This is a genomic window from Methylobacterium sp. E-012, assembly GCF_057836545.1.
The window spans coordinates 2,657,770-2,680,700 of sequence record NZ_JBYQEY010000001.1 but is presented as its reverse complement, the minus strand read 5'-3'; the positions used below and the strand labels follow the sequence as shown (position 1 = coordinate 2,680,700).

Sequence of the window (22,931 nt, the reverse complement as noted above, 5' to 3'; positions counted from 1 at the left end):
GCGGTGCCGAACCGGCAGTCTCGGCCTTAGCGAGCCGAGACCGGACGCGCGTCGGGGGCCATCGGCTGCTGGTCCAGCTGGCGGGCGCGGGCATTGGCCCGGTGGCGGCCGATGGCGCAGCCGGCCGCGGCACCGAGGAGGCCGTGATGGCCCGCATAGTGACCCGCGATACCGCCGACGATGGCGCCCTTGATGCAGCCCTTCGCTTCGGCGGTGCCGGCCGCGGTGAGGGCTGCGAGGGCCATGGCGGCCCCGACCAGCATGCGCGTCATGGTGGAAACTCCTCAATCGTCTCAGCCCTGGGGCCGCGTCCAGCAGGAACAGCGACGCTGCCGAGTCGTTCCACCATCCTACATCCGCTCACGGGTCCGTGTGGACCCGTCGGAACGCGGCCGTGCCGGTGCTGGCGGCCGGGCCTCGCGCACGCCATCTGAGCATCGATGGACGCCCCTTCCGCCCTGCTCGACACCGCCCTCGCCCGGCACCGCCTCGCCCGCGCCGCCAGGACCGGCTACGCCGGATTCCTGCTCGACCGCCTCGTCGAGGATCTCGACGATCGCCTCGGCGCGGTGCTGCGCGGCTTCTCCACCGTGCTCGACCTCGCCACGCCCATGCCGGCGGCCGTACCGGTCCTGGCGGCGCGGTACCCGGAGGCGCTGCATGTCCGGCTCGCCCCGTGGCCCGAGCCCGGCGCCGGCCGGATCGTCGGCGATCCGGAGGTGCTGCCGCTGGCGGCCGGGAGCGTCGATCTCGCGGTCTCGCTGCTGACGCTGCACGCGGTCAACGACCTGCCGGGCACGCTGATCCAGCTCCGCCGGACCCTCCGGCCGGACGGCCTGTTCGTCGGCTGCCTGCTCGGGGGCGCCACCCTCACCGAGCTGCGCCAGAGCTTCGGCCAGGCCGAGAGCGAGGTCGAGGGCGGGGTCAGCCCGCGGGTCGCGCCCTTCGCGGCCGTGCGCGAGGCTGGCGCCCTGCTGCAACGGGCGGGCTTCGCCCTCCCGGTGGCCGACACCGACACGCTCACCGTGCGCTACGCCGACCCGTTCGGCCTGATGCGCGACCTGCGGGCCATGGGCATGACCAACGTGCTCACCGAGCGTCGGCGGACGCCTTTGCGCCGGGCGACCCTGCTGCGCATGGCGGAGATCTATGCCGCGCGCTTCTCGGATCCCGACGGCCGAGTGCGGGCGACCTTCGAAGTGCTGTGGCTGTCCGGCTGGGCGCCGCACGAGAGCCAGCAGAAGCCGCTGCGGCCCGGCAGCGCCAAGGCGCGCCTCGCCGACGCCCTCGGGACGATCGAGTTGAAGCCGGAGGAAGGACGTTCGTCATGAAGCTGCCAGGACCCGACCACCCCATCACCATCACGCCGGAGACGCGCCGCGTGCGCGTCCTCGTGGCCGGCATCGCCGTCGCCGACACGGGCCGCGCCCTGCGCCTAGCGGAGGGCCGATACGAGCCGGTGTTCTACGTGCCCCGGGACGACATCCGGCAGGAGCATTTCGCGGCCTCGGCGCGCACGAGCCATTGCCCGTACAAGGGGGATGCGCGCTACTTCGACCTCGCGGTCGACGGCACGAACCGGCCCGATGCGGTGTGGAGCTACGAGGCGCCCTACCCCGCGGTCGCGGCGATCCGGGAGCACGTGGCGTTCTACCCGGACCGGGTCGATGCCATCCTGGTGACGGATTGACGGAGGCCATCGTCCAGTCGACGGAAGGGCACTTCAGAGCGGCCACGCGCCCGCCCTCGCGGGGGGCGGAAGACGCGGGCCTGTGTCCGCCATCGCCCCTCCCAAAACGATGTCCGACCATCGTGGCCAAGATGGGAGCGCGGGTTCATCGCGGTCGAGACCCATGGCCCGCCGCGCGCAGGAGCGGTCCTAATCCCGCACCAATCCCCAGAAGGCGTGCCTGCGCCCATACACCCGCCGCAGCTCCGCACGGTAGGCCTCCGGGTCGGGGTCGAGGGCGCCCGCCTCGATCCGTGGGGCCAGGCCGCCGAGTTCCGCGAGGTAGCGGGCTGCGTGCGGATAGGCGGCGTTGCGGTTGTCGGCGAGGATGGCGTCGATCAGCCGGCGGTAGAGGATCGTGGCGGCGAGCGGATGGTCCTGGGCCATGGCTTCGGCGGCCGGGGCCAGCACCGCGTAGTCCTGGCCCCGCCAGACAGCCGGCCGGTCCGTCACCAGCCGGGCGGCGCGCCGCAGGTCCGGCCAGCCCACCAGGAAGGCGAGCGCCCGATGGGGGTCCGGGAAGGCCGCGGCGTGGTCGAGCGCGCGCAGGAGCGCGTCCTCGTCCTCGAAATCCGGAAGCTTGGCCAGATGGGCGCGCAGCAGCGGGGCGTCCAGGTCCCGCACGAACTGCGCCCAGCGCAGGGCCTGCGCGTCTTCTCCGCGCCCGAGGGCGTCGAGGACCTCGATCTCCACCATCAGCCGCTCGCGCTCCACCGCCCGCAGGTCGAAGCCGGCGATCAGGTCGGCCCGGGTGGCGAGGCGGCGTTCCGGATCCTGCGGCCGCCGGATCCAGTCCAGAGCCTCCCCCGGTCGCCCGGCGCCGAGGAGCCGACGGGCGATCTCGGCACGGTTCTCGCCGCCCGGCGCGATCGCTTCCTCCAGCGCGACGAAGGCGTCCGGGTCGCCCCGGCGATCGGCGATGGCCTGGCGCAGGCGCAGGATCTGGCCGCGGACGGCCGCGCGGTAGGGAGCCGGCGCGTTGCGGGGATGGCTGGTCCGGGGTTGCGCCGCCGCGGCCTCGGACAATCGGCCATCGATCTCGGCGAGGGCGTCGGCGGCGAGCGTCGGGATCAACGCGGCGAGGACCGTGCCCAGGGGGCCGAACGGATCCTCGGTGACGGACGACAGCAACTGCGTGGCGACCTGCGCGGCCGCCTCGGGCGGCAACGCACGCGCGATGGCCACGAAGGCCTCGGAGGCCCGCTCGAATACGCCCTGGACGGTGCCGTTGCCGTCGTCCACGCGGTTCAGGACGCTATCGGCCGCGTCGAGGAAACGCCGGAGCCGGTCGAGGGCGGCGGCGGGATCCAGGGGGCGCAACTCGTCGAGGATCACCGTGACCGTGGCGTTCAGGTCCGCCACGAAGGCGCGCCGCCTCTGCCAGTCGATGAAGCCCTCCGCCGATTCGAGGGCCGCAAGCCGCCGGTCCACGATCCCCGCCACGGCCTCCGGCCCCTGAAGCGCGGCCAGAGCCGCGCTCACCAGTTTCTTGAAGGCCGGATTGCGCCCGGTCTCGCCCAGGATCAGCCCGATCAGGCGTTCGGGAGCGAGCGCGGCCAGGGTTTCGGGTGTCGGCGTCGTGCGCCGCGCACCCTTGGGCAGGGCCGTTCCCGCCAACCGCGGCTTGGCGCCCGCCGCCTTTTTTCCGATGCCTGCCCGCGCCACGTCGGCCCCGTCGTTGCGCCCGATCCCGCGGGCCGCGACCGTCTCGCTACTCCACGACCTTGGCGCGGGGCCGATCGTTCCCTTGGGCGGTCTCGTCGTGCCAGCCCCCGGCTTGGTCCTGGTAACGGATGCCCTCCGTGGACCCCGGCACCTGTTGCTCGGCGGCCGCGGCCTGAGCGGCCTGCAGCGCTTCATCGCGGCTCGGGAACGTCTCGGAGAAGACGTCGCCGACCTTGTAGGCGAAGCCGCCGTCATGCTCGACGATGCGATAGGTAACCTCAGACATCTCGCCTCCTGCACGCGCCCGTCTTGGTTGAGCGCGAACCCCCCGGAGGCGAAGCGGTTCCAGAACGGCCGCGCCTTCGGCCTCCGATCCGCCGGAAAGTGCCCGTAGCGCGGACCGATCCCGGCGCCAGACGATTCATCCAATGCAGCTTCGACCGATCCTCGCCCTCGTTCTCCTCGTGGCCGCGCAGCCGGCCCGCGCCGAGGACGGATTCTTCGACAGGCTCTTCGGCGGGTCCGGGCGGGGCGCGCCGCCCAACCCCTTCGCGTCGAATTACCCCTCCGCGCCGCCCACGGCCGAGGACATCCGGTCCGAGCGCCAGCGGCGGGCGGCCCGCGGCGAGCGCGGCGGCCGGGAGGCCGGCCCCCTGCCCCCGGGGCGCGTCCCGGAGGAGTGACGCGGTTCAGGCGGCGCCGACGACGCCCGCCTCGTCCTGCGCCTGGAGCACGTCCGGGCGCGGCATCGAGATGATGTTGTAGCCGGCATCGACGAAATGGACCTCGCCGGTGACCCCGCCCGAGAGCGGCGACAGCAGATAGAGGGCCGAGCCGCCGACATCCTCCAGGGTCACCGTGCGCCGCAACGGGGCGTGGGCGCGCTGGTGGTTGAACATCAGCCGGGCATCGGCGATCCCGGCGCCGGCCAGCGTGCGCATCGGCCCGGCCGAGAGGGCGTTCACCCGGATCCCGTCCGGCCCAAGATCGCCGGCGAGATAACGCACCGACGCCTCCAGCGCCGCCTTGGCGACCCCCATCACGTTGTAGTTGGGCATGACCCGCGTCGAGCCGCCGTAGGTGAGCGTCAGGAGCGAGCCGCCGGCCTTCATCCGTTTGGCCGCGCGCTGGGCGATCTCGGTGAAGGAGAAGCACGAGATCGTCATGGTGCGCGCGAAGTTCTCGCGGGTCGTCACGTCGATGTAGCGGCCCTTGAGCTGCGCCTTGTCGGAGAAGCCGATCGCGTGGACGACGAAATCGAGGCCGCCGTCGAAGCGCGCGTCGAGCGCCGCGAAGGCGGCATCCACCGAGGCCAGATCCTCCACGTCGCAGGGCAGGACGATGTCTGAATCGAGCTGCGCGGCCAGCGGCGTGACGCGCCGGCCCAGCGCCTCGCCCTGATACGTGAAGGCGAGCTGCGCACCCTGACCGTGGAGAGCCTTGGCAATGCCCCAGGCGATCGAGTGATCGTTGGCGACGCCCATGATGAGGCCGCGCCTGCCCGCCATCAAACCCGTCATGCCGACCTGTTTCCCGAACGAGCGCACCGCACCCGGAAGGTGGGGACGGGCCGCGCAACGCTCGACCGAACCGCGGCAGGGTGCCTTAGCGCGCCTCGCTCCCCGTTCCAAACGGCCGTCGGTCGGCGGCGGATAAAAAAAGCCCCGCCGAGGGGCGGGGCGTTCACGATCTGGCGGCTCAGCTCAGAAGTAGCCGTTCGTATGGGAGCGGGCTTCCTCGATCAGGGCCTGCTTGGCGTAGATCGCCGCAAGACCTGCGAGCACCAGCCCGCCCAACGTTCCGAGGATGAAAGTCCCCATCGCCACCACCAGATCTCAACATTCGGTAAACGCCGTCCTTCCGACAACGGTTCCGGCCGTCGGGTTCAGGCGTCGACGTGTTCAGGCGTCGACGTGCTTCAGGACCAGGGTGGCGTTGGTCCCGCCGAAACCGAAGGAATTGGTCAGGACGTGGCCGAGTTTGGCGTTGTCCCGGCGCTGCCGCAGGATCGGCATGTCGGCGAAGGCCGGATCGAGCGTGTCGATATGGGCGCTCTCGCAGATGAAGCCGTTCTGCATCATCAGCAGGCTGTAGATCGCCTCCTGCACGCCGGTGGCGCCGAGCGAATGGCCGGTCAGGGACTTCGTGGCGGCGATCGGCGGGCAGGCTTCGCCCCGGCCGAACACCGCGCGGATCGCCTCGATCTCCTTGTCGTCGCCCACCGGCGTCGAGGTGGCGTGCGGGTTGATGTAGTCGATCCGCGCGCCCTTCAGGCCTTCCAGCGCCTGGCGCATGCAGCGCACCGCGCCCTCGCCGGACGGCGCGACCATGTCGTGCCCGTCCGAGGTCGCGCCGTAGCCCGCGATCTCCCCGTAGATCCGGGCGCCGCGCGCCCTGGCGTGCTCCAGCTCCTCGAGGACCAGGACGCCGGCGCCGCCCGCGATGACGAAACCGTCGCGGTTGGCGTCGTAGGCCCGGGAGGCCCGGGACGGGGTGTCGTTGAACTTCGACGACATGGCGCCCATGGCGTCGAACAGCACCGACAGGGTCCAGTCGAGATCCTCGCAGCCGCCGGCAAAGATGATATCCTGCCGGCCGCCCTGGATGATCTCGGCGGCGTTGCCGATGCAATGGTTCGACGTCGCGCAGGCCGACGAGATCGAGTAGTTCACGCCGCGGATCTTGAACCACGTGGCCAGCGTCGCCGAGGCGGTCGACGACATCGCCTTGGGCACCGCGAACGGGCCGATGCGCTTCGGGCCCTTCTCCCGGGCGATGGCCGCAGATTCCACGATGACCCGGGTCGAGGGACCGCCCGAGCCCATGATGATGCCGGTACGCTCGTTGGAGACGTCCCCCGCCTCCAGGCCCGCATCGGCGATCGCCTGATCCATGGCGACATGGTTCCAGGCGGTACCGCCGCCGTGGAAGCGCATGGCCCGCCGGTCGACCACGCCCTCGGGGTCGAGGGTCGGCGCGCCGGAAACCTGGCTGCGGAAGCCGTGCTCGGCGTAGCTGGCGTCGCGCGCGATGCCCGAGCGGGCTTCACGCAGGGAGGCCAGCACCTCCTGCGTGTTGTTGCCGATGGACGAGACGATGCCCATCCCGGTGATGACGACACGGCGCATGATGGTGACGATACCTCCGTCGCGGCGTCGCACGTCCGCACCGCGTCCCGGTCAGCTAAGATGACGCGGACACAATCTCAACCGCCGAGGGCATCCGACGTTGCGTCCGGCGCCCCCGAACCGACCCGCTCAGCTCTGGAACAGGCCGACGCGCATGTCTTGAACCTGGTAGACGCGCTCGCCGTCGGCCTCAAGCCAGCCGTCGCCGATGCCGAGCACCAGCTTGCCCTGGCGGACGCGCTTCACGTCGACATTGTAGACCACCCGCTTCATCGACGGGAGGACCTGACCGGCGAGCTTGACCTCGCCCACGCCCAGGGCCCGCCCGCGCCCGGGGGCGCCGAGCCAGCCGAGATGGAAGCCGAGCATCTGCCAGAGGGCGTCGAGCCCGAGGCAGCCGGGCATCACGGGATCGCCCTGGAAGTGACAGGGGAAGAACCAGAGGTCGGGCCGGATGTCGAGTTCCGCGGTCACGTGCCCCTTGCCGTGGGCGCCGCCCTCGGCGCCGATCGACGTGATGCGGTCGAACATCAGCATCGGCGGCAGCGGCAGCTGCGCGTTCCCGGCTCCGAAGAGTTCGCCGCGGCCGCAGGCCAGCAGGTCCTCGTAGGAGAAGTGCGTCCGGCGGCTCGCGTTCGGGGCAGAGGTTTCGGCGTCTGGCGGCATTGCGTGGGTTGTTTCCTCGGAATGTGCCGCGGGTGCGGCACGCTCGCGGGCGAAGGCCTCCGCCCCGCTGTGTGGCGCGCGGGGTAGCACGCGGCGATGCACCTTCAAAGCCGCGAGCGGCCCCGTCGGCGCGGTGACGCTCGGGTTGCGACCGCATGGCCAGTTCCATATACTGGTCAGAATCTTCCTCAGGCCCCTCGTCGAGCGTTCAGTCCAGCGATGTCCGAACCGGTGCCATTCCAGGCCATCTTCAACGGGCGGGTGCCTGCCCCCCAGCTGGAGGCCAACGGCACGCCGCGCCGCGGCTGCCCGCTCTCCGACCTGCGCGATCGTCTGCGCCGGGCGGGCCTGCGGCCGACCCGGCAGCGCCTGTCCCTGGGCTGGCTGCTGTTCGGCCGCGGCGACCGTCACCTGACGGCCGAGATGCTCTACGACGAAGCGATGCGCGCCAAGGTGCCGGTCTCGCTGGCCACCGTGTACAACACCCTGCACCAGTTCACCGAGGCCGGGCTGCTGCGCCAGCTCGCCCTCGACGGGTCGAAGGCCTATTTCGACACGAACCCCAGCGAGCACCATCACTTCTACCTCGAGGATGAGGGTCAGGTGATCGACATGCCCGATTGCGGCATCACCGTCGATTCGCTCCCCGAAGCCCCCGAGGGCATGGAGATCGCCGGGGTCGAGGTGATCGTCCGCCTGCGGCGCAGCCGGCCCGCCGGGCGCCGCCAGAGCTGAGCCGGCACGACAGGATCGGGATCGCAGGACCGCCGAAGGGGCCCGGCATCGTCCGGGCCCCGCGCCGTTGCGGGACCTCCTACTCCACGACCTCGTTCGGGTAGACCCCCCAGAGGCGGTTCTGCCGGATGTAGCCGTCCACGTCCCGCTTGTTCGGCAGGGCGACGATCAGGCGGCACCACGCGCCGGTGCAGCTCTTCACGCTGCCGATCACCCCGGTCTGAAGCCGGGCCTCGTCCTCGGCGCCGTCCTCCGCCTTGGCCCGAAGCGAGATGGCGGCCTTCTCGACACCCTTGTCGGGGCCGGCATTGACGATGGCGGTGCGCCGCCCCGAGAGCAGCGAGTGCAGGACCCAGCCCTCGGTCCCCTCCGAGTCGCGGATCCGGCGCCAGGTCTCGAACTCGCCCACGATCTCCACCGGCAGGCCGGCGCGCTGGAACACCCACAGGGTGCGGTGATCCTTGGACGGACCCTCGCGCAGATTGACGCGATCGGTCTTCAGGCTGGCATAGCGCGGCAGCGGCAGCTTGGTGACCGGCCCGATCCCGGCCTCCGGGGGCGCGGCGGGCGCCGCTAGGGCGCCTGTGGCGAAGCCCCCCGCCAGCAGCGCCGCGACGGCGAGGCTGAGGCGTGACACGCGCATGGTCGTCTCCCTGTCCGGACGGCGGATGGTGGCTGTCGGGCTTGTCGCAGGCGAGGCCTTTCGGCAAGCCGGCTTCGTCGGCATCAGATTGTGTTCCGGCCCACCTCTGATAGAGAGGCGAATGGGTCGGACCAGGCTCCGGGATCGGCGCCGCGTGACCGGTCCTGTCTGGCCGAATTCGGTTAACGGACGCTTGCGTGAAGCGGTCCGGCCGGGAGCCGCCGATACGGCCGCAGAGCTGACGGGGAGAGAAACGTGTCGAAGCGCAAGCCGCTGGTGGTCGTGACGCGGCGCCTGCCGGATGCCGTCGAGACGCGGATGCGCGAGCTGTTCGACGTCCGCCTCAGTTCCGACGACGCGCCCATGGCGGCGGACGCGATGGCGGCGGCCCTGCGCGAGGCCGACGTCCTAGTCCCCACCGTCACCGACGAGGTCGATGCCGGGCTGATCGCCCAGGCCGGCCCGAACCTGCGGCTCATCGCCAATTTCGGCAACGGCGTCGATCACATCGACGTGGCGGCGGCGCTGGAGCGCGGCATCACGGTCACCAACACCCCGGGCGTGCTGACCGAGGACACCGCCGACATGACGATGGCGCTGATCCTCGCCGTCGCCCGCCGGGTCACAGAGGGCGCGCGGATCATCCCCGACGACGAGTGGACCACCGGCTGGTCGCCGACCTGGATGCTCGGCCGGCGCATCACCGGCAAGCGCCTCGGGATCGTCGGCATGGGCCGGATCGGGCAGGCGCTCGCCAAGCGCGCCCGGGCCTTCGGCCTCCAGGTCCATTACCACAACCGCCGCCGGGTGCCGGCCGCCATCGAGGGCGCGCTGGACGCCACCTACTGGGAATCCCTCGACCAGATGCTCGCCCGGGTCGACATCGTGTCGGTGAACTGCCCGCACACGCCCGCGACCTACCACCTGCTCTCGGCCCGGCGCCTCAAGTTGCTCAAGCCCGAGGCGGTGGTGGTGAACACCGCCCGCGGCGAGGTGATCGACGAGAACGCCCTGGCGCGGCTGATCGAGGGCGGCGAGATCTCGGCGGCCGGCCTCGACGTGTTCGAGCAGGAGCCGGCGGTCAGCCCGCGGCTCGTCAAGCTCGCCCGGCAGGGCAAGGTCGTGCTGCTGCCCCATATGGGCTCGGCGACCTACGAGAGCCGCATCGACATGGGCGAGAAGGTCATCATCAACATCAAGACCTTCATGGACGGCCACCGTCCGCCGGACCGGATCCTGCCCAGCATGCTCTGACGAGGCCGGGTCCCGGCAACGCGTTCGCTTCTCTCAGAGGGCGTCGGCGGTCGCCACCGGCCGCTTGGCGGCTTCGACGCTCTGGAACAGCCGCTCCGTGGTCAGCTTCAGGAAGTAGAAGCCGAAGTCCGGGTTCTGGTAGTACAGCGCCTTGAGGTCGGAATAGGTCACGCACAGGGCCTTGCCGGGCTCCGCGCAGATCAGCGAGGCCGTGCGGGCGTTGCCCGGCGCGAGTAGGCCCAGCTCGCCGACGATCCCGCCCGCCCGCACCGCGATCCCGACCTCCGGGACCCGGAAGACGCCGCTCTCGATGTAGTACATCTCGTGGGCGGGATCGCCCGCACGGAACACGGTCTCGTCCGCCCCGAAGGCTCGCTCCGTCCCGAACGGGCGCAGCCAGCCGAGGGACAGGTCCCCCGCGGCGGCTTTCTTCGCGTCGCCGACCAGACGGAACATCTGCCACAGCCGGTAGATGTTGAACGGGATCTCGAACAGTTCCGTGAGGACGACCGGCATGCTGCCGATGAGGATCCCGTAGGTCACCAGGGCGAAGCTCGCGGAGAGACCGATGATCCGCAGGGGGATCATCGTGGTCATCGCCGTCGACAGGATCACCAGGGCCGTGCCGAGATAACCGATCCCCTCGATCCAATCCATGGCCGCCCCGCCGAACCGATTGCGCGGCCCAGGTAACGTAGGGTGCATCGACTTCGCAAGACGATCTGCGCGGCGACGCGGCTCGCGGACAGGATTGCGTCAGATGACGTCGCCCGTAACACTCGGGCGTTTCATGACTTGAACGCCCTGGAAGAGGCGCTCGCTTGTCAGTTTGAGAAAATAGAAGCCGAATTCGGGGTTCTGATAGTAGAGTTGCTTGACGTCGGAATAGGTCACGCATAAGGCGTGGCCGGGCTCGGTGCAGATCAGGGAGGCGGTGCGCGTGTTGCCCGGCGACAGCAGGCCCAACTCGCCGACGATCCCGCCCGCGCGCACCTCGATGCCCACCTCGGGGATCCGGAACGCGCCGCTCTCGACGTAATACATCTCGTCCGCGGTATCGCCCTTCCGGAACACGACTTCGCCGGTGCCGAACGGGCGGCGCGAACCGAACGGACGCAGCCATTCGAGGGACAGGTCGCCGTCGGCGGCGGTCTCGACGTCGCGGACGAGGCGCAGCATCTGCCAGAGCCGATAGGCGTTGAAGGGCATCTGGATCAGCTCGGTGAGCACCACCGGCATGCTGCCGATCAGCGATCCGTAGGTGATCACCGCGCAGCTCGCGCAGAGGGAGATGATCCGTAAGGGGATCATCGTGCTCATGGCGGTGGCCGAGATCGTCAGTGCCGTGCCGAGGTAGCCGATCGCCTCGATCCAATCCATGGTCGTCCCCCTTGCCGAGGGCTCGGGGATGCCCGTCCGCTGGATCGCCCGCAAGCCGCCCGGCTGTCCGGGCGGTGCGTAGGCCTCAGGCCGTGCCCGGGCGGAGACGCGCGGCGATCACCTCCGCGGCCCGCGACCCCTCGGCGTAGGCGCCCCCCACCGTGCCCCATTGCTCCCGGGAGAGGGCCTCCCCGGCGAACCAGACCGTGTCGCCGACGGGCGCGTGAAGGCTCTGCCGGGCCGGCGCGTGGCCCGGCGGGACCACGGCCCAGGAGCCCCGGGACCACGGGTCGTGGCGCCACGCGCTCACCGCCGGGATGGTCAGGTCGCGCAGGCGTGCCGCCCCGAACAGATCGCCCAGGACCGCCCGGACGTGCCGGCGGACCCCGTCCGCCCCGGCCCCGGCGGCGTCCAGGGCCGCGGCCTCGTGCAGGTCGAGTTCGTAGTAATGGAACGGCGTGCCGTCGATGCGGGTGAGCAGGCCCGGGGGCGTGTGGCGCCTCCCGTGGATCGCCGCCAGACGGTCGCGGCCGCGGAACGGGCTCGACGGCCAGTGCAGCACCGCGTGCTCGTAGATCCCGGTGGTGAAGCCGTCGATGGCGGCACGCACGGCATTCGGCAGCGGCGGGGTGAAGGCCGGCCCGTCGCGCAGCACCATCATCGGCACGGTGACGATCACCGCCCGCGCCCGGTATTCCCGGCCGCCGGCGGTGGTCAGGCGGACGCGGCGGTCCGACCAGTCGACCCGCGTCACCGCGGTCCCCAGCGCCACCGGCAGCCCGTCGGCGAGGCGGGCCAGATAGCTGCCGTAGCCGTCGGCGAGGAAGAAGTTGTCGCTGTACTCCATGCTGGGGAAGTCCTGGAGGGAGACCTCGCCCAGCGGCCGGCCCGAGACCAGGCCGTGGACCTGCGCCACCCGGGCGCCCCAGGGGCCGAGGCCCGGCGGCAGGGCGCGCGCGGCCGGACGGTCGGCCCCGGGCTGCGCGGCGCCGCGGGTCATCGCGTGGTCCGCGCGGGCGAAGGCCCGGGCGTTGGCGCGGACCTCGTCGCTCCGTCCCGGCCGGCGCCCGACCCAGACATGGCTGTCCTGCGCCGCCCGGCGCAGGCGCTCGCCGCGGGCCCGGCCCAGGGCCACCAGGGGGTTGATCGGTCCGGCATGGAGCCAGTGGGCGCCGAGGTCGAGGGCGTGGCCGCGCAGCGTCACCGTCAGGGCGCGGCCGCCGACCCGGTCCCGGGCCTCCAGCACCGCCACCGCCACCCCCCGGGCCGCGAGCGTCCGCGCCGCGCCGATCCCCGCCGCCCCGGCCCCGATCACCAGCACTTCCGGATCGTCCGGCAGCGGCGCGAGCCGGGGCCGGTAGGCGGGCGCGCGCGGCGGGTCGGCGCTGCGATCCCCGGCCGCCCGCGGATCCGGCGAGACCCCTCGCCCCGCATCCTGTCGCCTCTGGTCCTGCACGTGTGCTCCCCGTCCCTCACCCGCGCTGCTTCACCCGCAGCCTTGCGCCGCCGGCCGCACCGCTCCACATCCGCCGGCGCCGCGCCCGGCGGCGACCGGAATCCGCACCCGATGCTCGTCGAGTCCGCGACGGCGGCTTTGCGCCAGACCTTCTCGCCCCCGATGCGGGCGATCCTCTGGAAATCCCTCGGCCTGACGCTCGGGCTCCTGGTCCTGGTCTGGCTCGGCCTGACCCGGCTGGTCCAGGCGTTCCAGGCGAGCCATCACATCTCGTCCCAGTACCCGATCCTCGACAGCCTCGCCTACTACCTGGCGGGTTTCGGCCTGTTCGTGGTGCTCGCCTACCTGATGCCGGCGGTCTCGATCCTGGTGGCGGGCTTCTTCCTCGACGACGCGGCCGAGATCGTCGAGCGGACGGATTTCCCCGGGGAGCCGCCGGGCCGGGCCATGCCGTTCGGCACCGCGATGCTCTACACGGTCCGCTTCGCCGGGGTGGCGCTGCTCGTCAACCTCGCGGCTCTGGTGATCTTCTTCGTCCCGGTTATCGGGATCGCGGCCTTCTTCGCCGCCAACGCCTATCTGCTCGCCCGCGAGTATTTCGAGATGGCGGCGGCCCGGTTCCGGCCCCTGCCCGAGGCGGCCGCCATGCGCCGCGCCTTCTCGGTCCGGACGCTCGGTGCCGGCTGCCTGCTCTCGGCGCTGATGGTTGTGCCGATCCTCAACCTGCTAACGCCGCTCTTCGGGATCGCCCTGATGGTCCACCTGCACAAGCGCCTCAGCCGGGACCTGCGCCTGGCCGGCCCGCGCACCGCATAGGCGTCGCTGCGGCAAAGCCCGCTCTGGCGGGCGCTGCCGTTGACCGCTACCGTCGCGGCGGCGTCTGCGGGCGCCGGGCGGAGAGCCAAGCGATGATGGCCCAGGACGTGGCGCGCGACGTACCCCCGCCCCCCGGCATAGTCCCGTTCCTCCTGGTCGGCCTCGTCGGCGTCGGGCTGCTGGCCTGGGGCGCCTACGGCCACTGGCAGCGGGACGTGGCGGCGACGGCGACGCTGGAGCGGATCACGACCCTCGTCCCGCAGGTGCGCACGGTCGCGGCCGAGCGGGCGGCGGGGCCGATCGATCTCGTGCTCCCGGGGGAGATGCAGGCCTTCACCACGGCGGCGATCGCGGCCCGGGCGACCGGTTACATTGCCGAGCGCCGGGTCGATATCGGATCGCGGATCAAGGCCGGAGACCTGCTCCTGCGGATCGCCGCCCCGGATCTCGACCAGCAGCTCGCCCAGGCCGAGGCGCAGGTCGGCCAGCTGAAGGCGCAACTCCTGCAGGCGCAGGCGCAGGTCGAGCAGGCCCGCGCCAACGTGAACCTCGCCAACCTCACCAACAACCGGACCACGACGCTTGCGGTGCAGGGCTGGGCCTCCCGGCAGAACGCCGACACGTCGCAGGCCGGCGTCCTCTCGCAGGCGGCGACCCTGGCGGCCGCGGAGGCCGGCGTGAAGGTGGCGACCGCCAACATCAAGTCGCAGGACGCCGTGGTCGACCGGCTGAAGGCGCTTGCGGCGTTCGAGCGGGTGGTCGCGCCCTTCGACGGGGTCGTCACGACCCGCAACGTCGATGTCGGCGATCTCGTCCGGGCCGACAACGGCGGCACGCCGCTCCTGAGCATCGATCAGGACAGCACCCTGCGCATCACCGTGAACGTGCCGCAGAACGACGCGGTCGGGGTCAAGCCCGGCGTCAAGGCGGTGATCACGGTGCCGCAGCTCCCGGGCCGGTCCTTCGACGGCTTCGTGGAGCGCAGCTCCGTCGCCCTGGATGCCGCCTCGCGCACCCTGACCACGCAGGTGGACGTGCCCAATCCCGACCGAGTGCTGCGGGCTGGGCTCTACGCCTACGTGACCCTGAAGATCCCGCGCACCGAGCCTGCGGTCTCGGTGCCCGCGGAGGCGACGGTGTTCAACAGCAAGGGGCTCCAGGTCGCCCAGGTCGGCGACGACGACCGGGTGACGTGGCGGACCGTCAAGGTGCGGCGCGATCTCGGACGCACGATCGAGCTCGAATCCGGCCTCTCGGCCGACAGCCGCATCGTCTACAGCCCGCCCCCGGAACTCCGCGACGGCCAGGCGATCGAGCGGCTGAAACTGGCGCCGGAGCCCACGCCGATGCGTTCGGCCCAGCGCTGACCGGTCCGGGAACCGTCAATTCACCCGGACGACGAGCTTCATCTTGGGATGAATGCCGCACAGAACCTGGAAGGTGCCGCGCTCGGTGAAGGTGATCGGCGTGCGGCTGCCCGGTTCCTGATCCCCGGAATCAAAGTTGAACGTGTCGGACTCGACGAAGACGTGGTGCAGCAGATCGCTGTCGTCGTTGACGAACGTGACGACTTCGCCGCGGGCGACCGCGAGGTTGTCGGGATGGAACATCCGGCCCTTCTGGGACACCGCGATGGCGGAGGCCTGGAGCTGATCGGTGATCAGCAATCCGCAGGTCGCGCCCAATGCCAGGGCCAGCACCGCCGGGAGCGCGGCGCGCCAATTCAAGCTTGAAACGATCCGGGATTCGGAGGCGGACATGTGATCCCTCGGTTTCCGGATGCCATGATCGCACAGATTTCCTTGAGAAATCATTTTCCGAAGCTGGATTTTGTATGCGATCGAGCGATATTCGCGCATCGACCGGTATTCGCACGCGCCACGGAATCGAATTGCCAGGGCTGCGAACTAAGTGCCTCTTAACATGTTGCAACTACAGATCGTTGCACGTGTGGCGCGGCGGCCGGTGCGATGCAAGACCCCGAGACGGCTCAGGAGGACAGGTCCCCGATGAGGCCGTCAGGTATCGCGCGTGGGATGCTGGGGTTCTTCACCACCGTCCGGGGCCGGATCTTCGTCGCCTTCCTGAGCATGAGCCTGCTGTCGGGCGCCCTCGGGCTCTACGCGGTTGTCGCGATCGCGCACATCGGCACTCTGGTCAATCGGACCTACGACGAGTCGCTGATGTCCATCAATTACGCCCGGGCGACCGCGGCCGATTTCGCCAAGATGCGCACGGCCTTCGCCCGGCGGATGCACCTGCGCGGCGAGGCCGAGACGGCCAAATTGAACGCCGAGATCGCCGATCTGTCGACGACGCTGGCCGAGGATCTGACGATCGCGGTGGAGCGGTCCCAGTCCGACCGGGCGGTGCGGACCGCGGGCGCGGTCCAGGCGGCGGTCTCTGCCTGGGAGGAGACGCGCCGCGCCCTGGATCCCGCCACGGCCCGCCCCGAGCGTTGGGACGCCCTGGATCAGCAGGCCAGCGTGGTCGATAGCCAGATCGACATGCTCGTCAACTACACGGCCGGCGACGGCTTCACGTTCCGGCAGGCGGCGCGCACGCTGGTGGTCCGGGAGATGCGCGTCAACGCCATCGCGGCGGCCCTGGCGACCGTCGTCTGCGCGCTGGTCGCCTGGCTGCTGAACCGGCGCATTACCGGACCGCTGGCCGCGGCCTCGCGGGCCGCGGAGCGCATCGCCAGCGGCCGCCTCGACGATCGCATCCCCGCGGGGGGCCGCGACGAGCTCGGCAGCCTGCTGCGGTCGATGGCGGTGATGCGCGACAACATCCACGCGATGATGGCCCGCGAGGTCAGCCAGCGCCGCCGCGCCGAGTCCCTGGTCACGGACGCGCTCCAGACCTCCCGCGAGGGCGTGGTCGTCGTCGACGCTGCCGGCCGGATCGCCCTCGCCAATGCCCAGGCCCAGCGTTTCTTCGAAGGGCTGGGTGAGGCCATCGAGGCCGGGGTCTCGGTCTGGGGCCATGCCGGCGGCCCGGAGACCGGCGCACCGGAAACGCTCGGGGATTGCTTCCGGGCCCTGGCCCGCGACGGCGATATCCGGCTGGCGGACGGGCGATGGCTGCGGGTGAGCCGCAGCGCCACCCAGCAGGGCGGCTTCATCGCGGTGTGCAGCGACATCAGCCTGCTGAAGGAGCAAGAGGATCGGCTGACCGAGACCAACCTCCGCCTCGACGCCGCCCTCGACAACATGTCCCAGGGGCTGTGCCTCTACGACGCGCAGGATCGCCTGATGGTGGTCAACCGGCGCTACAGCGAGATCTACGGGTTGCCCAGCCAGGCGGTCGCGCCCGGGATGAGCGCCGTCGAGGTCATGAACGCCAGCCTCCTGGCCGGCAACCATCCGGGTTGTGACATCGAGACGTTGCTGCGCCAGCAGCGCGAGGCCTTCCACGGGGGAGCCTGGCACACGCATTTCCAGGAATTGTGCAACGGGCGCATCGTGGCGATCGAGCGGCGCAAGACCGCCGATGGCGGCTTCGTGGCCACCTACGAGGACGTCACCGAGCGGCGGCACGCCGAGGCCCGCATCGCCTTTCTGGCCCATCACGACATGCTCACCGGCCTGCCGAACCGGATCGCCCTCGGCCAGCAGATCGAGATGGCGGTCGCCCAGGCGGGGCGCGACCACGGCTTCGCGGTCTTCGCCATCGATCTCGACGATTTCCGGCCGGTCAACGAGACCCTGGGGCACGGGGTCGGGGACGAGTTGCTCGCCGCGGTGGCGAACCGGCTCACCGCCTGCGTGCGCGAGATCGACTGCGTCGCCCGCCTCGGCGCCGACGAGTTCATCGTCATCCAGCGCGGCATCGACCGGCCGGAGGATGCCGCGGTGCTCGCCCGGCGCATCATCGAGGTGGTGGGCGCGCCCTACAGCCTGAGCAGCCACGAGATCAGCGTCGGGCTGACCATCGGGATCACCCTCGCGCCGAGCGACGGGACGAGCTGCGAAAAGCTCCTGAAGAACGCCGAGGTCGCCCTCGACCGCGGCAAGACCGAGGCGCGGGGCTCGTTCCGGTTCTTCGAGCCCGAGATGGATGCCCGCCTCCAGGCGCGGCGGATCCTGGAGCGGGAACTGCGCGACGCCCTCGCCCGGGAAGCGTTCGAGGTCTACTACCAGCCGATCTACAGCCTCGATGCCGACCGGGTCTGCGGATTCGAGGCCCTGCTGCGCTGGAACCACCCGGTCCGCGGCTTCATCTCGCCGGCCGAGTTCATCCCGATCGCAGAGGAACTCGGCCTGATCGTGCCGCTCGGCGAGTGGGTGCTGCGCCGGGCCTGCGAGGAGGCCGCCCGCTGGCCGGACGGCCTGAAGGTCGCAGTGAACGTCTCGGCGGTTCAGTTCACCTCTGCGAGCCTCGTGAACGTGGTGCGAGAGGCCCTGCGGCGGACCGGCCTGCCCGGCCGGCGGCTGGAGCTGGAGATCACCGAATCGGTCCTGGTTGCCAATCCCGGCGCCGCCACGGCGGTCCTCCACAGCCTCAAGGCGCTGGGCGTGCGCGTCGCCATGGACGATTTCGGAACCGGCTACTCGTCGCTCAGCTACCTGCGCAGCTTCCCCTTCGACAAGATCAAGATCGACCAGTCGTTCGTGCGCGATCTCTGCATCAACGACGGGACGGACTTCATCGTCCGGGCGGTGATCGGGCTGGGCGCGAGCCTCGGCATGACCACCACCGCCGAGGGCGTGGAGACCGAGGCGCAGCTCGCCCGGTTGCGCGCCGAGGGCTGCGACGAAGTCCAGGGCTACCTGTTCAGCCGCCCGGTCCCCGTCTCGGAGGTCGCCGCCGTGATCAGCCGCTGGAACGGCGCCAGCCGGGCGATCGCGTGAGGACGGAGCGGGGGGCGGATTCGCGCTCCGCGTTTGGGGTCATCGCGTGGCCGGCGGCTATGCCAGTCCAGAAGGGTCGCGCGCCTACCCTCCCCCGCACAGGGAGGAGGGAGACGTGGATTCCCTGTCCTACTCCGCCGCGTCGAGGCGCGGGGCCTCCACGTGGCTGCGCTCAGCCTTCACCAGCTCCGCCGTGCGGAACGCCACCTCCAGGGCCTGCTCGGCGTTGAGGCGCGGGTCGCAGTAGGTGTGGTAGCGGTCCTGCAGGTCGTCGGCCGTCAGGGCCCGGGCGCCGCCGGTGCACTCGGTCACGTCCTTGCCGGTCATCTCCAGGTGGATGCCGCCGGCGATCGTGCCCTCGGCCCGGTGGACGCCGAAGAAGCCCTCGATCTCCTGCATCACCCGCTCGAACGGCCGGGTCTTGTAGCGGCCCGCCGCCACGGTGTTGCCGTGCATCGGATCGCAGATCCACACCACCGTGCGGCCCTCCCGCTCGACGGCGCGGATCAGGGCCGGCAGGTGCTCGCCGACCTTGTCGGCCCCGAAGCGGCAGATCAGGCTCAGGCGTCCCGGCTCGTTCTCCGGGTTGAGCAGGTCGATCAGCCGGATCAGCCCGTCCGCTTTCATGGACGGGCCGCATTTCAGGCCGATCGGGTTCCGGATGCCGCGGGCGTACTCGACATGGGCATGGTCCGGCTGCCGGGTCCGGTCGCCGATCCAGAGCATGTGCCCGGAGGTCGCGTACCAGTCGCCGGTGGTCGAATCGACGCGGGTCAGCGCCTCCTCGTAGCCGAGCAGCAGGGCCTCGTGGCTGGTGTAGAAATCGGTGGTCCGCACCTCCGGATGGGTCTCCGGGTTGATGCCGATGGCGCGCATGAAGTCGAGGGCGTCGGTCATCCGGCCGGCCACGTCCTGGTAGCGCGAGGATTGCGGCGAATCCTTCACGAAGCCCAGCATCCAGCGATGCGCGTTCTCCAGATTGGCGTAACCGCCGGTGGCGAAGGCGCGCAGCAGGTTCAGGGTCGCGGCCGATTGCCGGTAGGCCTCGAGCTGGCGCCGCGGATCCGGGATGCGCGCCTCCTCCGAGAAGCCGATGCCGTTGACGATGTCGCCCCGGTAGCTCGGCAGGCTCACGCCCTCAAGGGTCTCGGTGGGCGAGGAGCGCGGCTTGGCGAACTGCCCGGCGATGCGCCCGACCTTCACCACCGGCGAGCCGCCCGCGAAGGTCAGCACCATCGCCATCTGCAGGAACACCCGGAAGAAATCGCGGATGTTGTCGGCGGAATGCTCGTCGAAGCTCTCGGCGCAGTCGCCGCCCTGGAGGAGGAACGCCTGGCCCGCGGAAACGCGCGCCAGGGCCGCCTTCAGCTTGCGGGCCTCACCGGCAAAGACCAGCGGCGGAAAGCTCGCGATTTGCGACTCGACGGCACCCAGGGCGGCCGTATCCGGATAGGCGGGGACCTGCTCGATCGGCAGGTGTCTCCAGCTTTTCGGTGTCCAACGCTCGCCCATGGCCTCTCTCCGCGCACCTTTCGTGCGACCGCGCTTCGCGCGAAGCGCGGCTTATAGAGAGGTTCCCCTGGGCTGACGAGTGTCGGAATGCGAGGGGCTGGCGCGCCCCGGCCTCAGGCCTCGCCGTCCTCGACCTCGATCCCGTGCTCGGCGAGGATCCAGAAGATCGCTTCCAGATCCTCCGCGGAGACGTCCCGGGGCGGCAGGGCCTCCTCCAGATCGTCGTAGGTCAGGCAGCGGCTGCGCTGGGCCTCCGCCTTGGCGAGCAGCTGATCGATGGCGCGGCGGATGTCGGGGGGCAGCGCCTCGTGGCTCGGGGGTCGGTGGAAGGCCGGGCGCAGGGCGTCCGCCAGCAGGCCATCGATGATGGCCTGCCGCCGCGCGTGCGCGTCGTCCTCGCCGCGTCCCTTGCCTGCGCCCTGCTTGCCCATCCCCCTGATATGGCTCGGTCGGGCACGGCGTCGAGGCCCTGGGGGGTGGAGAGCCCTCAGCCGACGCCGACCGGATGCTTGGTGACCTCCGGAACCCGCATCGTCACCAGTTCCTCGGCCGCCGTCGGGTGAACCGCGATGGTCCGGTCGAAATCGGCCTTGGTGGCGCCCAGGGTCACCGCGATGCCCACCGCCTGGATCACCTCGCCGGCATCGTGGCCGAAGATATGGACGCCCACCACCCGGTCGGTCGCGCAATCGACGATCACCTTCATCAGGATCCGCTCCTCGCGGCCCGACAGCGTCGCCTTCATCGGGCGAAAGCGCGCCTTGTAGACGTCGATCGTCCCGTAGACCTCGCGGGCGGCGGCCTCGCTGTGGCCGACGACGCCGATCTCGGGGGTCGAGAACACCGCTGTTGGGATCAGGCGGTGATCCACGCAGGTCGGCCTGCCGCCGTAGACCGTGTCGGCGAAGGCGTGGCCCTCGCGGATCGCCACCGGGGTCAGGTTGGCGCGGTTGGTGACGTCGCCGACCGCGTAGATCGACGGGACCTTGGTCTGCGAATAGGCATCCACCGGGATCGCCCCGGCGGCGTCGAGGTCGATCCCGACCCGGTCCAGGCCGAGGCCGCCGACGTTGGGCCGCCGGCCGGTGGCGACCAGCACCTGATCGGCCAGGATCTCGCTGCCGTCGTCCAGGCGTGCGCACAGGCCGCTATCCCGTCGCTCGATGCCCAGGAGGGTGCGGCCGAGCCGCAGGTCCATCCGGTGGCCGTAGGCCTCCGCGAGGGCGTCGCGGACCTCATCGTCAAAGCCGCGCAGCAGCCTGTCGCCCCGGTGCAGCAGGGTCGTGGCGCTCCCGAGCGCCGCGAACACGCCGGCGAACTCCACCGCGATGTAGCCGCCGCCGATCACCAGGATGCGTTCCGGCAGGCTCTCCAGCTCGAACACCTCGTTCGAGGTGATCGCCAGTTCGATGCCGGGCACCGCGGGCTCCTTCACCGGATGGGCGCCGACCGCGACCAGGATCCGCTCCGCCCGGACCGTCCGGTCCGACGCGACCAGACGCACCGTGTGCGGATCCACGATCACCGCCCGCTCCGGCACGATCTCGACGCCGGCCCGGATCAGGTTGGCGTCGTAGATCCCTTCGAGGCGGGTGACCTCGGCGTCCCGGCGGCGCTTGAGGGTGGCCCAGTCGAAGCGCGGCGTCCCCACCGTCCAGCCGAAACCGGCGGCGTCCGCGAACTCGTCGGCGAAGCGTCCGGCATAGACCATCAACTTCTTCGGGACGCAGCCGCGGATCACGCAGGTGCCCCCGACCCGGTATTCCTCGGCCAGCATCACCCGGGCGCCGTAGCCCGCCGCGATCCGCGCCGCGCGCACGCCCCCGGAGCCGCCGCCGATGACGAAGAGGTCGGTGTCGAAATCGCTCATGCGGATCCGTCCCTCCCGGGGCTCGTCTCGGCGCGGGTCCGGGCCGCCTCGCGCAGCCACGAGATGGCAGCGCCGAGGCCCGCCGTCCACCACGCCGCCCAGCCGTTATGCTCCACGAAGGCGATGGCCGCCGCCCCGGCCACGAGGGCGAGCGCCGTTGCCCGGTCCGGCTGCGGCAGCCGGGCGATGCGGGCGAGCATCAGCATGAGGGTCAGCGCCGCGAGCACCGCGCCGGGCAGGCCCAGCTCGGCCCAGACCTGGAGGAAGCTGTTGTGCGGATGCCCGACCCCGAGGAGCACCCGCATCTCGGGGGGCACCGCCTGCGCCGCGGGCGTCTCGGCGAAACGCGCGCTCGTGCCGAAGCCCGCCCCGCGCCAGGGATCGGCCGCCACGGCGGCGCCGAAGCTGCGGGCGATGGCGACCCGCGCCCGGGAGGAGGATTGGACAAGGCGCTCATGGGCCGCCTCCGGCATGGTGCGGGCGAGGAGGTCGCCCTCCACCGGGGCCAGCGCCACGGCGAGGCCGAGGCCGAGGCCCGCGAGGCCGATGCCGGCGCGCCGGGGCAGCAGGCGGGTCACCGCGAACAATGCGGCGCCGGCGAGCAGGCCGAGTTGGGCGGCGCCGCTGATCGAGCGCAGCACGCCGAGGGCCGCGAAGGCCAGCGTCGCGACCGCGAGGCCGTGGGCGCGCCCGCGCCAGAGGACCAGCGCGAGGGGGCCGGCCACGAGATCCAGGGTCAGGGCCGAGCGGTTGTGCACAAAGGCGGCCGCCCGGTGCCCCAGGGCCCGCTCCAGGGCGAGCCCGGCCGCGAGATCCCCCGCGATCACCAGGCCGGTCAGCGCGATCGCCGCAGCCCCGAGCCGGGGCGCGAAGGGCGGGATCCGCCCCGGCGCCAGGCAGGCCAGGAGGTAGGCCCCCGCCAGCGCCGGCAGGAACTCGCCCGCCACCCGCAGGGACGCGGCCGGGACCGGGCTCCAGGCGAGCGAGACGAGGCCCCAGGCCAGGAAGGCGAGCGCCGCCCCGGCCAGCGGATCGGCGAGCGGCCTCAGGACCCGGCGCGCCAGATCGTGGCGGTCCTCCACCGCGCGCCCGGCCAGGAAGGCGAGCGCCGCCAGCCCGACCACCAGCGGGCTCGACCGGTTGGCCAGCACCATCGCGAGCGGCATGGCGGCGAGGAGGACCCCGCCCGCCGCGTAGAGGCGGCCGGCCGCGCTCATGGTGCGG

At 71.4% G+C, this 22,931-nt stretch carries 23 protein-coding genes; 8 read left to right on the top strand and 15 right to left on the bottom strand.

Annotated elements, in window-relative coordinates:
- Nucleotides 1–26: 26 nt before the first annotated feature.
- Nucleotides 27–272, bottom strand: a complete 246-nt coding sequence (locus AC3IF1_RS12765) for a hypothetical protein (protein ID WP_243967631.1) — start codon at nucleotides 270–272, stop codon at nucleotides 27–29.
- 168 nt (nucleotides 273–440) lie between these two features.
- Between AC3IF1_RS12765 and AC3IF1_RS12760 the strand changes: the two genes are divergently transcribed.
- Nucleotides 441–1,331 carry a methyltransferase domain-containing protein gene (locus tag AC3IF1_RS12760; protein ID WP_243967632.1) on the top strand — a complete coding sequence of 297 codons (891 nt, stop codon included), beginning with the start codon at nucleotides 441–443 and terminating at the stop codon, nucleotides 1,329–1,331.
- Nucleotides 1,328–1,690 carry a DUF427 domain-containing protein gene (locus AC3IF1_RS12755; RefSeq protein WP_489217811.1) on the top strand — a complete coding sequence of 121 codons (363 nt, stop codon included), beginning with the start codon at nucleotides 1,328–1,330 and terminating at the stop codon, nucleotides 1,688–1,690. The genes AC3IF1_RS12760 and AC3IF1_RS12755 overlap by 4 nt, the downstream gene beginning before the upstream one ends.
- Before the next feature lie 189 nt (nucleotides 1,691–1,879).
- Here the strand turns inward: AC3IF1_RS12755 and AC3IF1_RS12750 are convergent, their stop codons facing one another.
- Both AC3IF1_RS12750 and AC3IF1_RS12745 read right to left on the bottom strand, forming a co-directional pair.
- The gene (locus AC3IF1_RS12750; protein WP_489217809.1) at nucleotides 1,880–3,394 is read right to left on the bottom strand and encodes a DUF6880 family protein; all 1,515 of its coding nucleotides are present in this window, start codon (nucleotides 3,392–3,394) and stop codon (nucleotides 1,880–1,882) included.
- Between the two features lie 46 nt (nucleotides 3,395–3,440).
- Nucleotides 3,441–3,680, bottom strand: a complete 240-nt coding sequence (locus AC3IF1_RS12745) for a hypothetical protein (protein WP_243967635.1) — start codon at nucleotides 3,678–3,680, stop codon at nucleotides 3,441–3,443.
- 142 nt (nucleotides 3,681–3,822) lie between these two features.
- On the opposite strand from AC3IF1_RS12745, the gene AC3IF1_RS12740 reads away from it, so the two are divergent.
- Nucleotides 3,823–4,077: a hypothetical protein gene (locus tag AC3IF1_RS12740; RefSeq protein ID WP_489217808.1), complete on the top strand. Its 255-nt coding sequence runs from the start codon at nucleotides 3,823–3,825 to the stop codon at nucleotides 4,075–4,077.
- Nucleotides 4,078–4,083: 6 nt separating this feature from the next.
- On the opposite strand, the gene fabI is transcribed toward AC3IF1_RS12740, so the two are convergent.
- From fabI to fabA, 3 genes are all read right to left on the bottom strand, one after another.
- The gene (gene fabI / locus AC3IF1_RS12735; protein ID WP_489217807.1) at nucleotides 4,084–4,914 is read right to left on the bottom strand and encodes an enoyl-ACP reductase FabI; all 831 of its coding nucleotides are present in this window, start codon (nucleotides 4,912–4,914) and stop codon (nucleotides 4,084–4,086) included.
- 381 nt (nucleotides 4,915–5,295) lie between these two features.
- Nucleotides 5,296–6,522 (bottom strand): beta-ketoacyl-ACP synthase I, encoded by a 1,227-nt coding sequence (fabB, locus tag AC3IF1_RS12730; RefSeq protein ID WP_489217806.1) that lies wholly within the window; start codon nucleotides 6,520–6,522, stop codon nucleotides 5,296–5,298.
- A gap of 129 nt (nucleotides 6,523–6,651) precedes the next feature.
- Nucleotides 6,652–7,188, bottom strand: a complete 537-nt coding sequence (gene fabA, locus AC3IF1_RS12725) for a 3-hydroxyacyl-[acyl-carrier-protein] dehydratase FabA (protein ID WP_243967639.1) — start codon at nucleotides 7,186–7,188, stop codon at nucleotides 6,652–6,654.
- Between the two features lie 219 nt (nucleotides 7,189–7,407).
- On the opposite strand from fabA, the gene irr reads away from it, so the two are divergent.
- Nucleotides 7,408–7,923, top strand: a complete 516-nt coding sequence (irr, locus tag AC3IF1_RS12720) for a Fur family transcriptional regulator Irr (RefSeq protein WP_243967641.1) — start codon at nucleotides 7,408–7,410, stop codon at nucleotides 7,921–7,923.
- 79 nt (nucleotides 7,924–8,002) lie between these two features.
- Here the strand turns inward: irr and AC3IF1_RS12715 are convergent, their stop codons facing one another.
- Complete coding sequence (locus AC3IF1_RS12715; protein ID WP_243967642.1) at nucleotides 8,003–8,566, bottom strand: SH3 domain-containing protein; 564 nt, start codon at nucleotides 8,564–8,566, stop codon at nucleotides 8,003–8,005.
- A 255-nt stretch (nucleotides 8,567–8,821) separates the two neighbouring features.
- Here AC3IF1_RS12715 and AC3IF1_RS12710 point away from each other — a divergent pair, with 255 nt between their 5' ends.
- Nucleotides 8,822–9,820: a 2-hydroxyacid dehydrogenase gene (locus tag AC3IF1_RS12710; protein ID WP_243967643.1), complete on the top strand. Its 999-nt coding sequence runs from the start codon at nucleotides 8,822–8,824 to the stop codon at nucleotides 9,818–9,820.
- Between the two features lie 33 nt (nucleotides 9,821–9,853).
- On the opposite strand, the gene AC3IF1_RS12705 is transcribed toward AC3IF1_RS12710, so the two are convergent.
- The 3 genes from AC3IF1_RS12705 to AC3IF1_RS12695 form a co-directional block, all read right to left on the bottom strand.
- Nucleotides 9,854–10,477, bottom strand: a complete 624-nt coding sequence (locus AC3IF1_RS12705) for a Crp/Fnr family transcriptional regulator (protein ID WP_489217805.1) — start codon at nucleotides 10,475–10,477, stop codon at nucleotides 9,854–9,856.
- Nucleotides 10,478–10,576: 99 nt separating this feature from the next.
- Entirely contained in the window at nucleotides 10,577–11,200 is a 624-nt protein-coding gene (locus tag AC3IF1_RS12700) for a Crp/Fnr family transcriptional regulator (protein WP_489217804.1), read from the bottom strand.
- An 85-nt stretch (nucleotides 11,201–11,285) separates the two neighbouring features.
- The gene (locus AC3IF1_RS12695) at nucleotides 11,286–12,521 is read right to left on the bottom strand and encodes a flavin monoamine oxidase family protein (protein WP_489220387.1); all 1,236 of its coding nucleotides are present in this window, start codon (nucleotides 12,519–12,521) and stop codon (nucleotides 11,286–11,288) included.
- 246 nt (nucleotides 12,522–12,767) lie between these two features.
- Between AC3IF1_RS12695 and AC3IF1_RS12690 the strand changes: the two genes are divergently transcribed.
- Nucleotides 12,768–13,472, top strand: a complete 705-nt coding sequence (locus tag AC3IF1_RS12690; protein ID WP_243967165.1) for a sulfate transporter family protein — start codon at nucleotides 12,768–12,770, stop codon at nucleotides 13,470–13,472.
- A 95-nt stretch (nucleotides 13,473–13,567) separates the two neighbouring features.
- Complete coding sequence (locus AC3IF1_RS12685) at nucleotides 13,568–14,839, top strand: efflux RND transporter periplasmic adaptor subunit (RefSeq protein WP_489220386.1); 1,272 nt, start codon at nucleotides 13,568–13,570, stop codon at nucleotides 14,837–14,839.
- A gap of 15 nt (nucleotides 14,840–14,854) precedes the next feature.
- Here the strand turns inward: AC3IF1_RS12685 and AC3IF1_RS12680 are convergent, their stop codons facing one another.
- Nucleotides 14,855–15,331 (bottom strand): cupredoxin domain-containing protein, encoded by a 477-nt coding sequence (locus tag AC3IF1_RS12680; protein ID WP_489217803.1) that lies wholly within the window; start codon nucleotides 15,329–15,331, stop codon nucleotides 14,855–14,857.
- A 150-nt stretch (nucleotides 15,332–15,481) separates the two neighbouring features.
- On the opposite strand from AC3IF1_RS12680, the gene AC3IF1_RS12675 reads away from it, so the two are divergent.
- Entirely contained in the window at nucleotides 15,482–18,325 is a 2,844-nt protein-coding gene (locus AC3IF1_RS12675) for an EAL domain-containing protein (RefSeq protein ID WP_489217802.1), read from the top strand.
- A 129-nt stretch (nucleotides 18,326–18,454) separates the two neighbouring features.
- Here AC3IF1_RS12675 and AC3IF1_RS12670 read toward each other — a convergent pair whose 3' ends face one another.
- The 4 genes from AC3IF1_RS12670 to AC3IF1_RS12655 all read right to left on the bottom strand — a co-directional run bounded on the left by AC3IF1_RS12670 (nucleotide 18,455) and on the right by AC3IF1_RS12655 (nucleotide 22,924).
- The gene (locus AC3IF1_RS12670) at nucleotides 18,455–19,837 is read right to left on the bottom strand and encodes a class II 3-deoxy-7-phosphoheptulonate synthase (RefSeq protein ID WP_243967161.1); all 1,383 of its coding nucleotides are present in this window, start codon (nucleotides 19,835–19,837) and stop codon (nucleotides 18,455–18,457) included.
- Between the two features lie 113 nt (nucleotides 19,838–19,950).
- The gene (locus AC3IF1_RS12665; RefSeq protein ID WP_243967160.1) at nucleotides 19,951–20,268 is read right to left on the bottom strand and encodes an RNA polymerase sigma factor region1.1 domain-containing protein; all 318 of its coding nucleotides are present in this window, start codon (nucleotides 20,266–20,268) and stop codon (nucleotides 19,951–19,953) included.
- 56 nt (nucleotides 20,269–20,324) lie between these two features.
- Complete coding sequence (gene gor, locus AC3IF1_RS12660; protein ID WP_489217801.1) at nucleotides 20,325–21,707, bottom strand: glutathione-disulfide reductase; 1,383 nt, start codon at nucleotides 21,705–21,707, stop codon at nucleotides 20,325–20,327.
- Nucleotides 21,704–22,924, bottom strand: a complete 1,221-nt coding sequence (locus AC3IF1_RS12655) for an O-antigen ligase family protein (RefSeq protein ID WP_489217800.1) — start codon at nucleotides 22,922–22,924, stop codon at nucleotides 21,704–21,706. The genes gor and AC3IF1_RS12655 overlap by 4 nt, the downstream gene beginning before the upstream one ends.
- Nucleotides 22,925–22,931 lie beyond the last annotated feature (7 nt).

Bases quoted from the DNA above. Each gene is read 5' to 3' on its own strand.
- AC3IF1_RS12765 (WP_243967631.1), bottom strand. From the start codon at position 272: ATGACGCGCATGCTGGTCGGGGCCGCCATGGCCCTCGCAGCCCTCACC.
- AC3IF1_RS12760 (WP_243967632.1), top strand. From the start codon at position 441: ATGGACGCCCCTTCCGCCCTGCTCGACACCGCCCTCGCCCGGCACCGC.
- AC3IF1_RS12755 (WP_489217811.1), top strand. From the start codon at position 1,328: ATGAAGCTGCCAGGACCCGACCACCCCATCACCATCACGCCGGAGACG.
- AC3IF1_RS12745 (WP_243967635.1), bottom strand. From the start codon at position 3,680: ATGTCTGAGGTTACCTATCGCATCGTCGAGCATGACGGCGGCTTCGCC.
- AC3IF1_RS12740 (WP_489217808.1), top strand. From the start codon at position 3,823: ATGCAGCTTCGACCGATCCTCGCCCTCGTTCTCCTCGTGGCCGCGCAG.
- fabI (WP_489217807.1), bottom strand. From the start codon at position 4,914: ATGACGGGTTTGATGGCGGGCAGGCGCGGCCTCATCATGGGCGTCGCC.
- fabB (WP_489217806.1), bottom strand. From the start codon at position 6,522: ATGCGCCGTGTCGTCATCACCGGGATGGGCATCGTCTCGTCCATCGGC.
- fabA (WP_243967639.1), bottom strand. From the start codon at position 7,188: ATGCCGCCAGACGCCGAAACCTCTGCCCCGAACGCGAGCCGCCGGACG.
- irr (WP_243967641.1), top strand. From the start codon at position 7,408: ATGTCCGAACCGGTGCCATTCCAGGCCATCTTCAACGGGCGGGTGCCT.
- AC3IF1_RS12715 (WP_243967642.1), bottom strand. From the start codon at position 8,566: ATGCGCGTGTCACGCCTCAGCCTCGCCGTCGCGGCGCTGCTGGCGGGG.
- AC3IF1_RS12705 (WP_489217805.1), bottom strand. From the start codon at position 10,477: ATGGATTGGATCGAGGGGATCGGTTATCTCGGCACGGCCCTGGTGATC.
- AC3IF1_RS12700 (WP_489217804.1), bottom strand. From the start codon at position 11,200: ATGGATTGGATCGAGGCGATCGGCTACCTCGGCACGGCACTGACGATC.
- AC3IF1_RS12690 (WP_243967165.1), top strand. From the start codon at position 12,768: ATGCTCGTCGAGTCCGCGACGGCGGCTTTGCGCCAGACCTTCTCGCCC.
- AC3IF1_RS12685 (WP_489220386.1), top strand. From the start codon at position 13,568: ATGGCCCAGGACGTGGCGCGCGACGTACCCCCGCCCCCCGGCATAGTC.
- AC3IF1_RS12680 (WP_489217803.1), bottom strand. From the start codon at position 15,331: ATGCGCGAATATCGCTCGATCGCATACAAAATCCAGCTTCGGAAAATG.
- AC3IF1_RS12675 (WP_489217802.1), top strand. From the start codon at position 15,482: ATGAGGCCGTCAGGTATCGCGCGTGGGATGCTGGGGTTCTTCACCACC.
- AC3IF1_RS12670 (WP_243967161.1), bottom strand. From the start codon at position 19,837: ATGGGCGAGCGTTGGACACCGAAAAGCTGGAGACACCTGCCGATCGAG.
- AC3IF1_RS12665 (WP_243967160.1), bottom strand. From the start codon at position 20,268: ATGGGCAAGCAGGGCGCAGGCAAGGGACGCGGCGAGGACGACGCGCAC.
- gor (WP_489217801.1), bottom strand. From the start codon at position 21,707: ATGAGCGATTTCGACACCGACCTCTTCGTCATCGGCGGCGGCTCCGGG.
- AC3IF1_RS12655 (WP_489217800.1), bottom strand. From the start codon at position 22,924: ATGAGCGCGGCCGGCCGCCTCTACGCGGCGGGCGGGGTCCTCCTCGCC.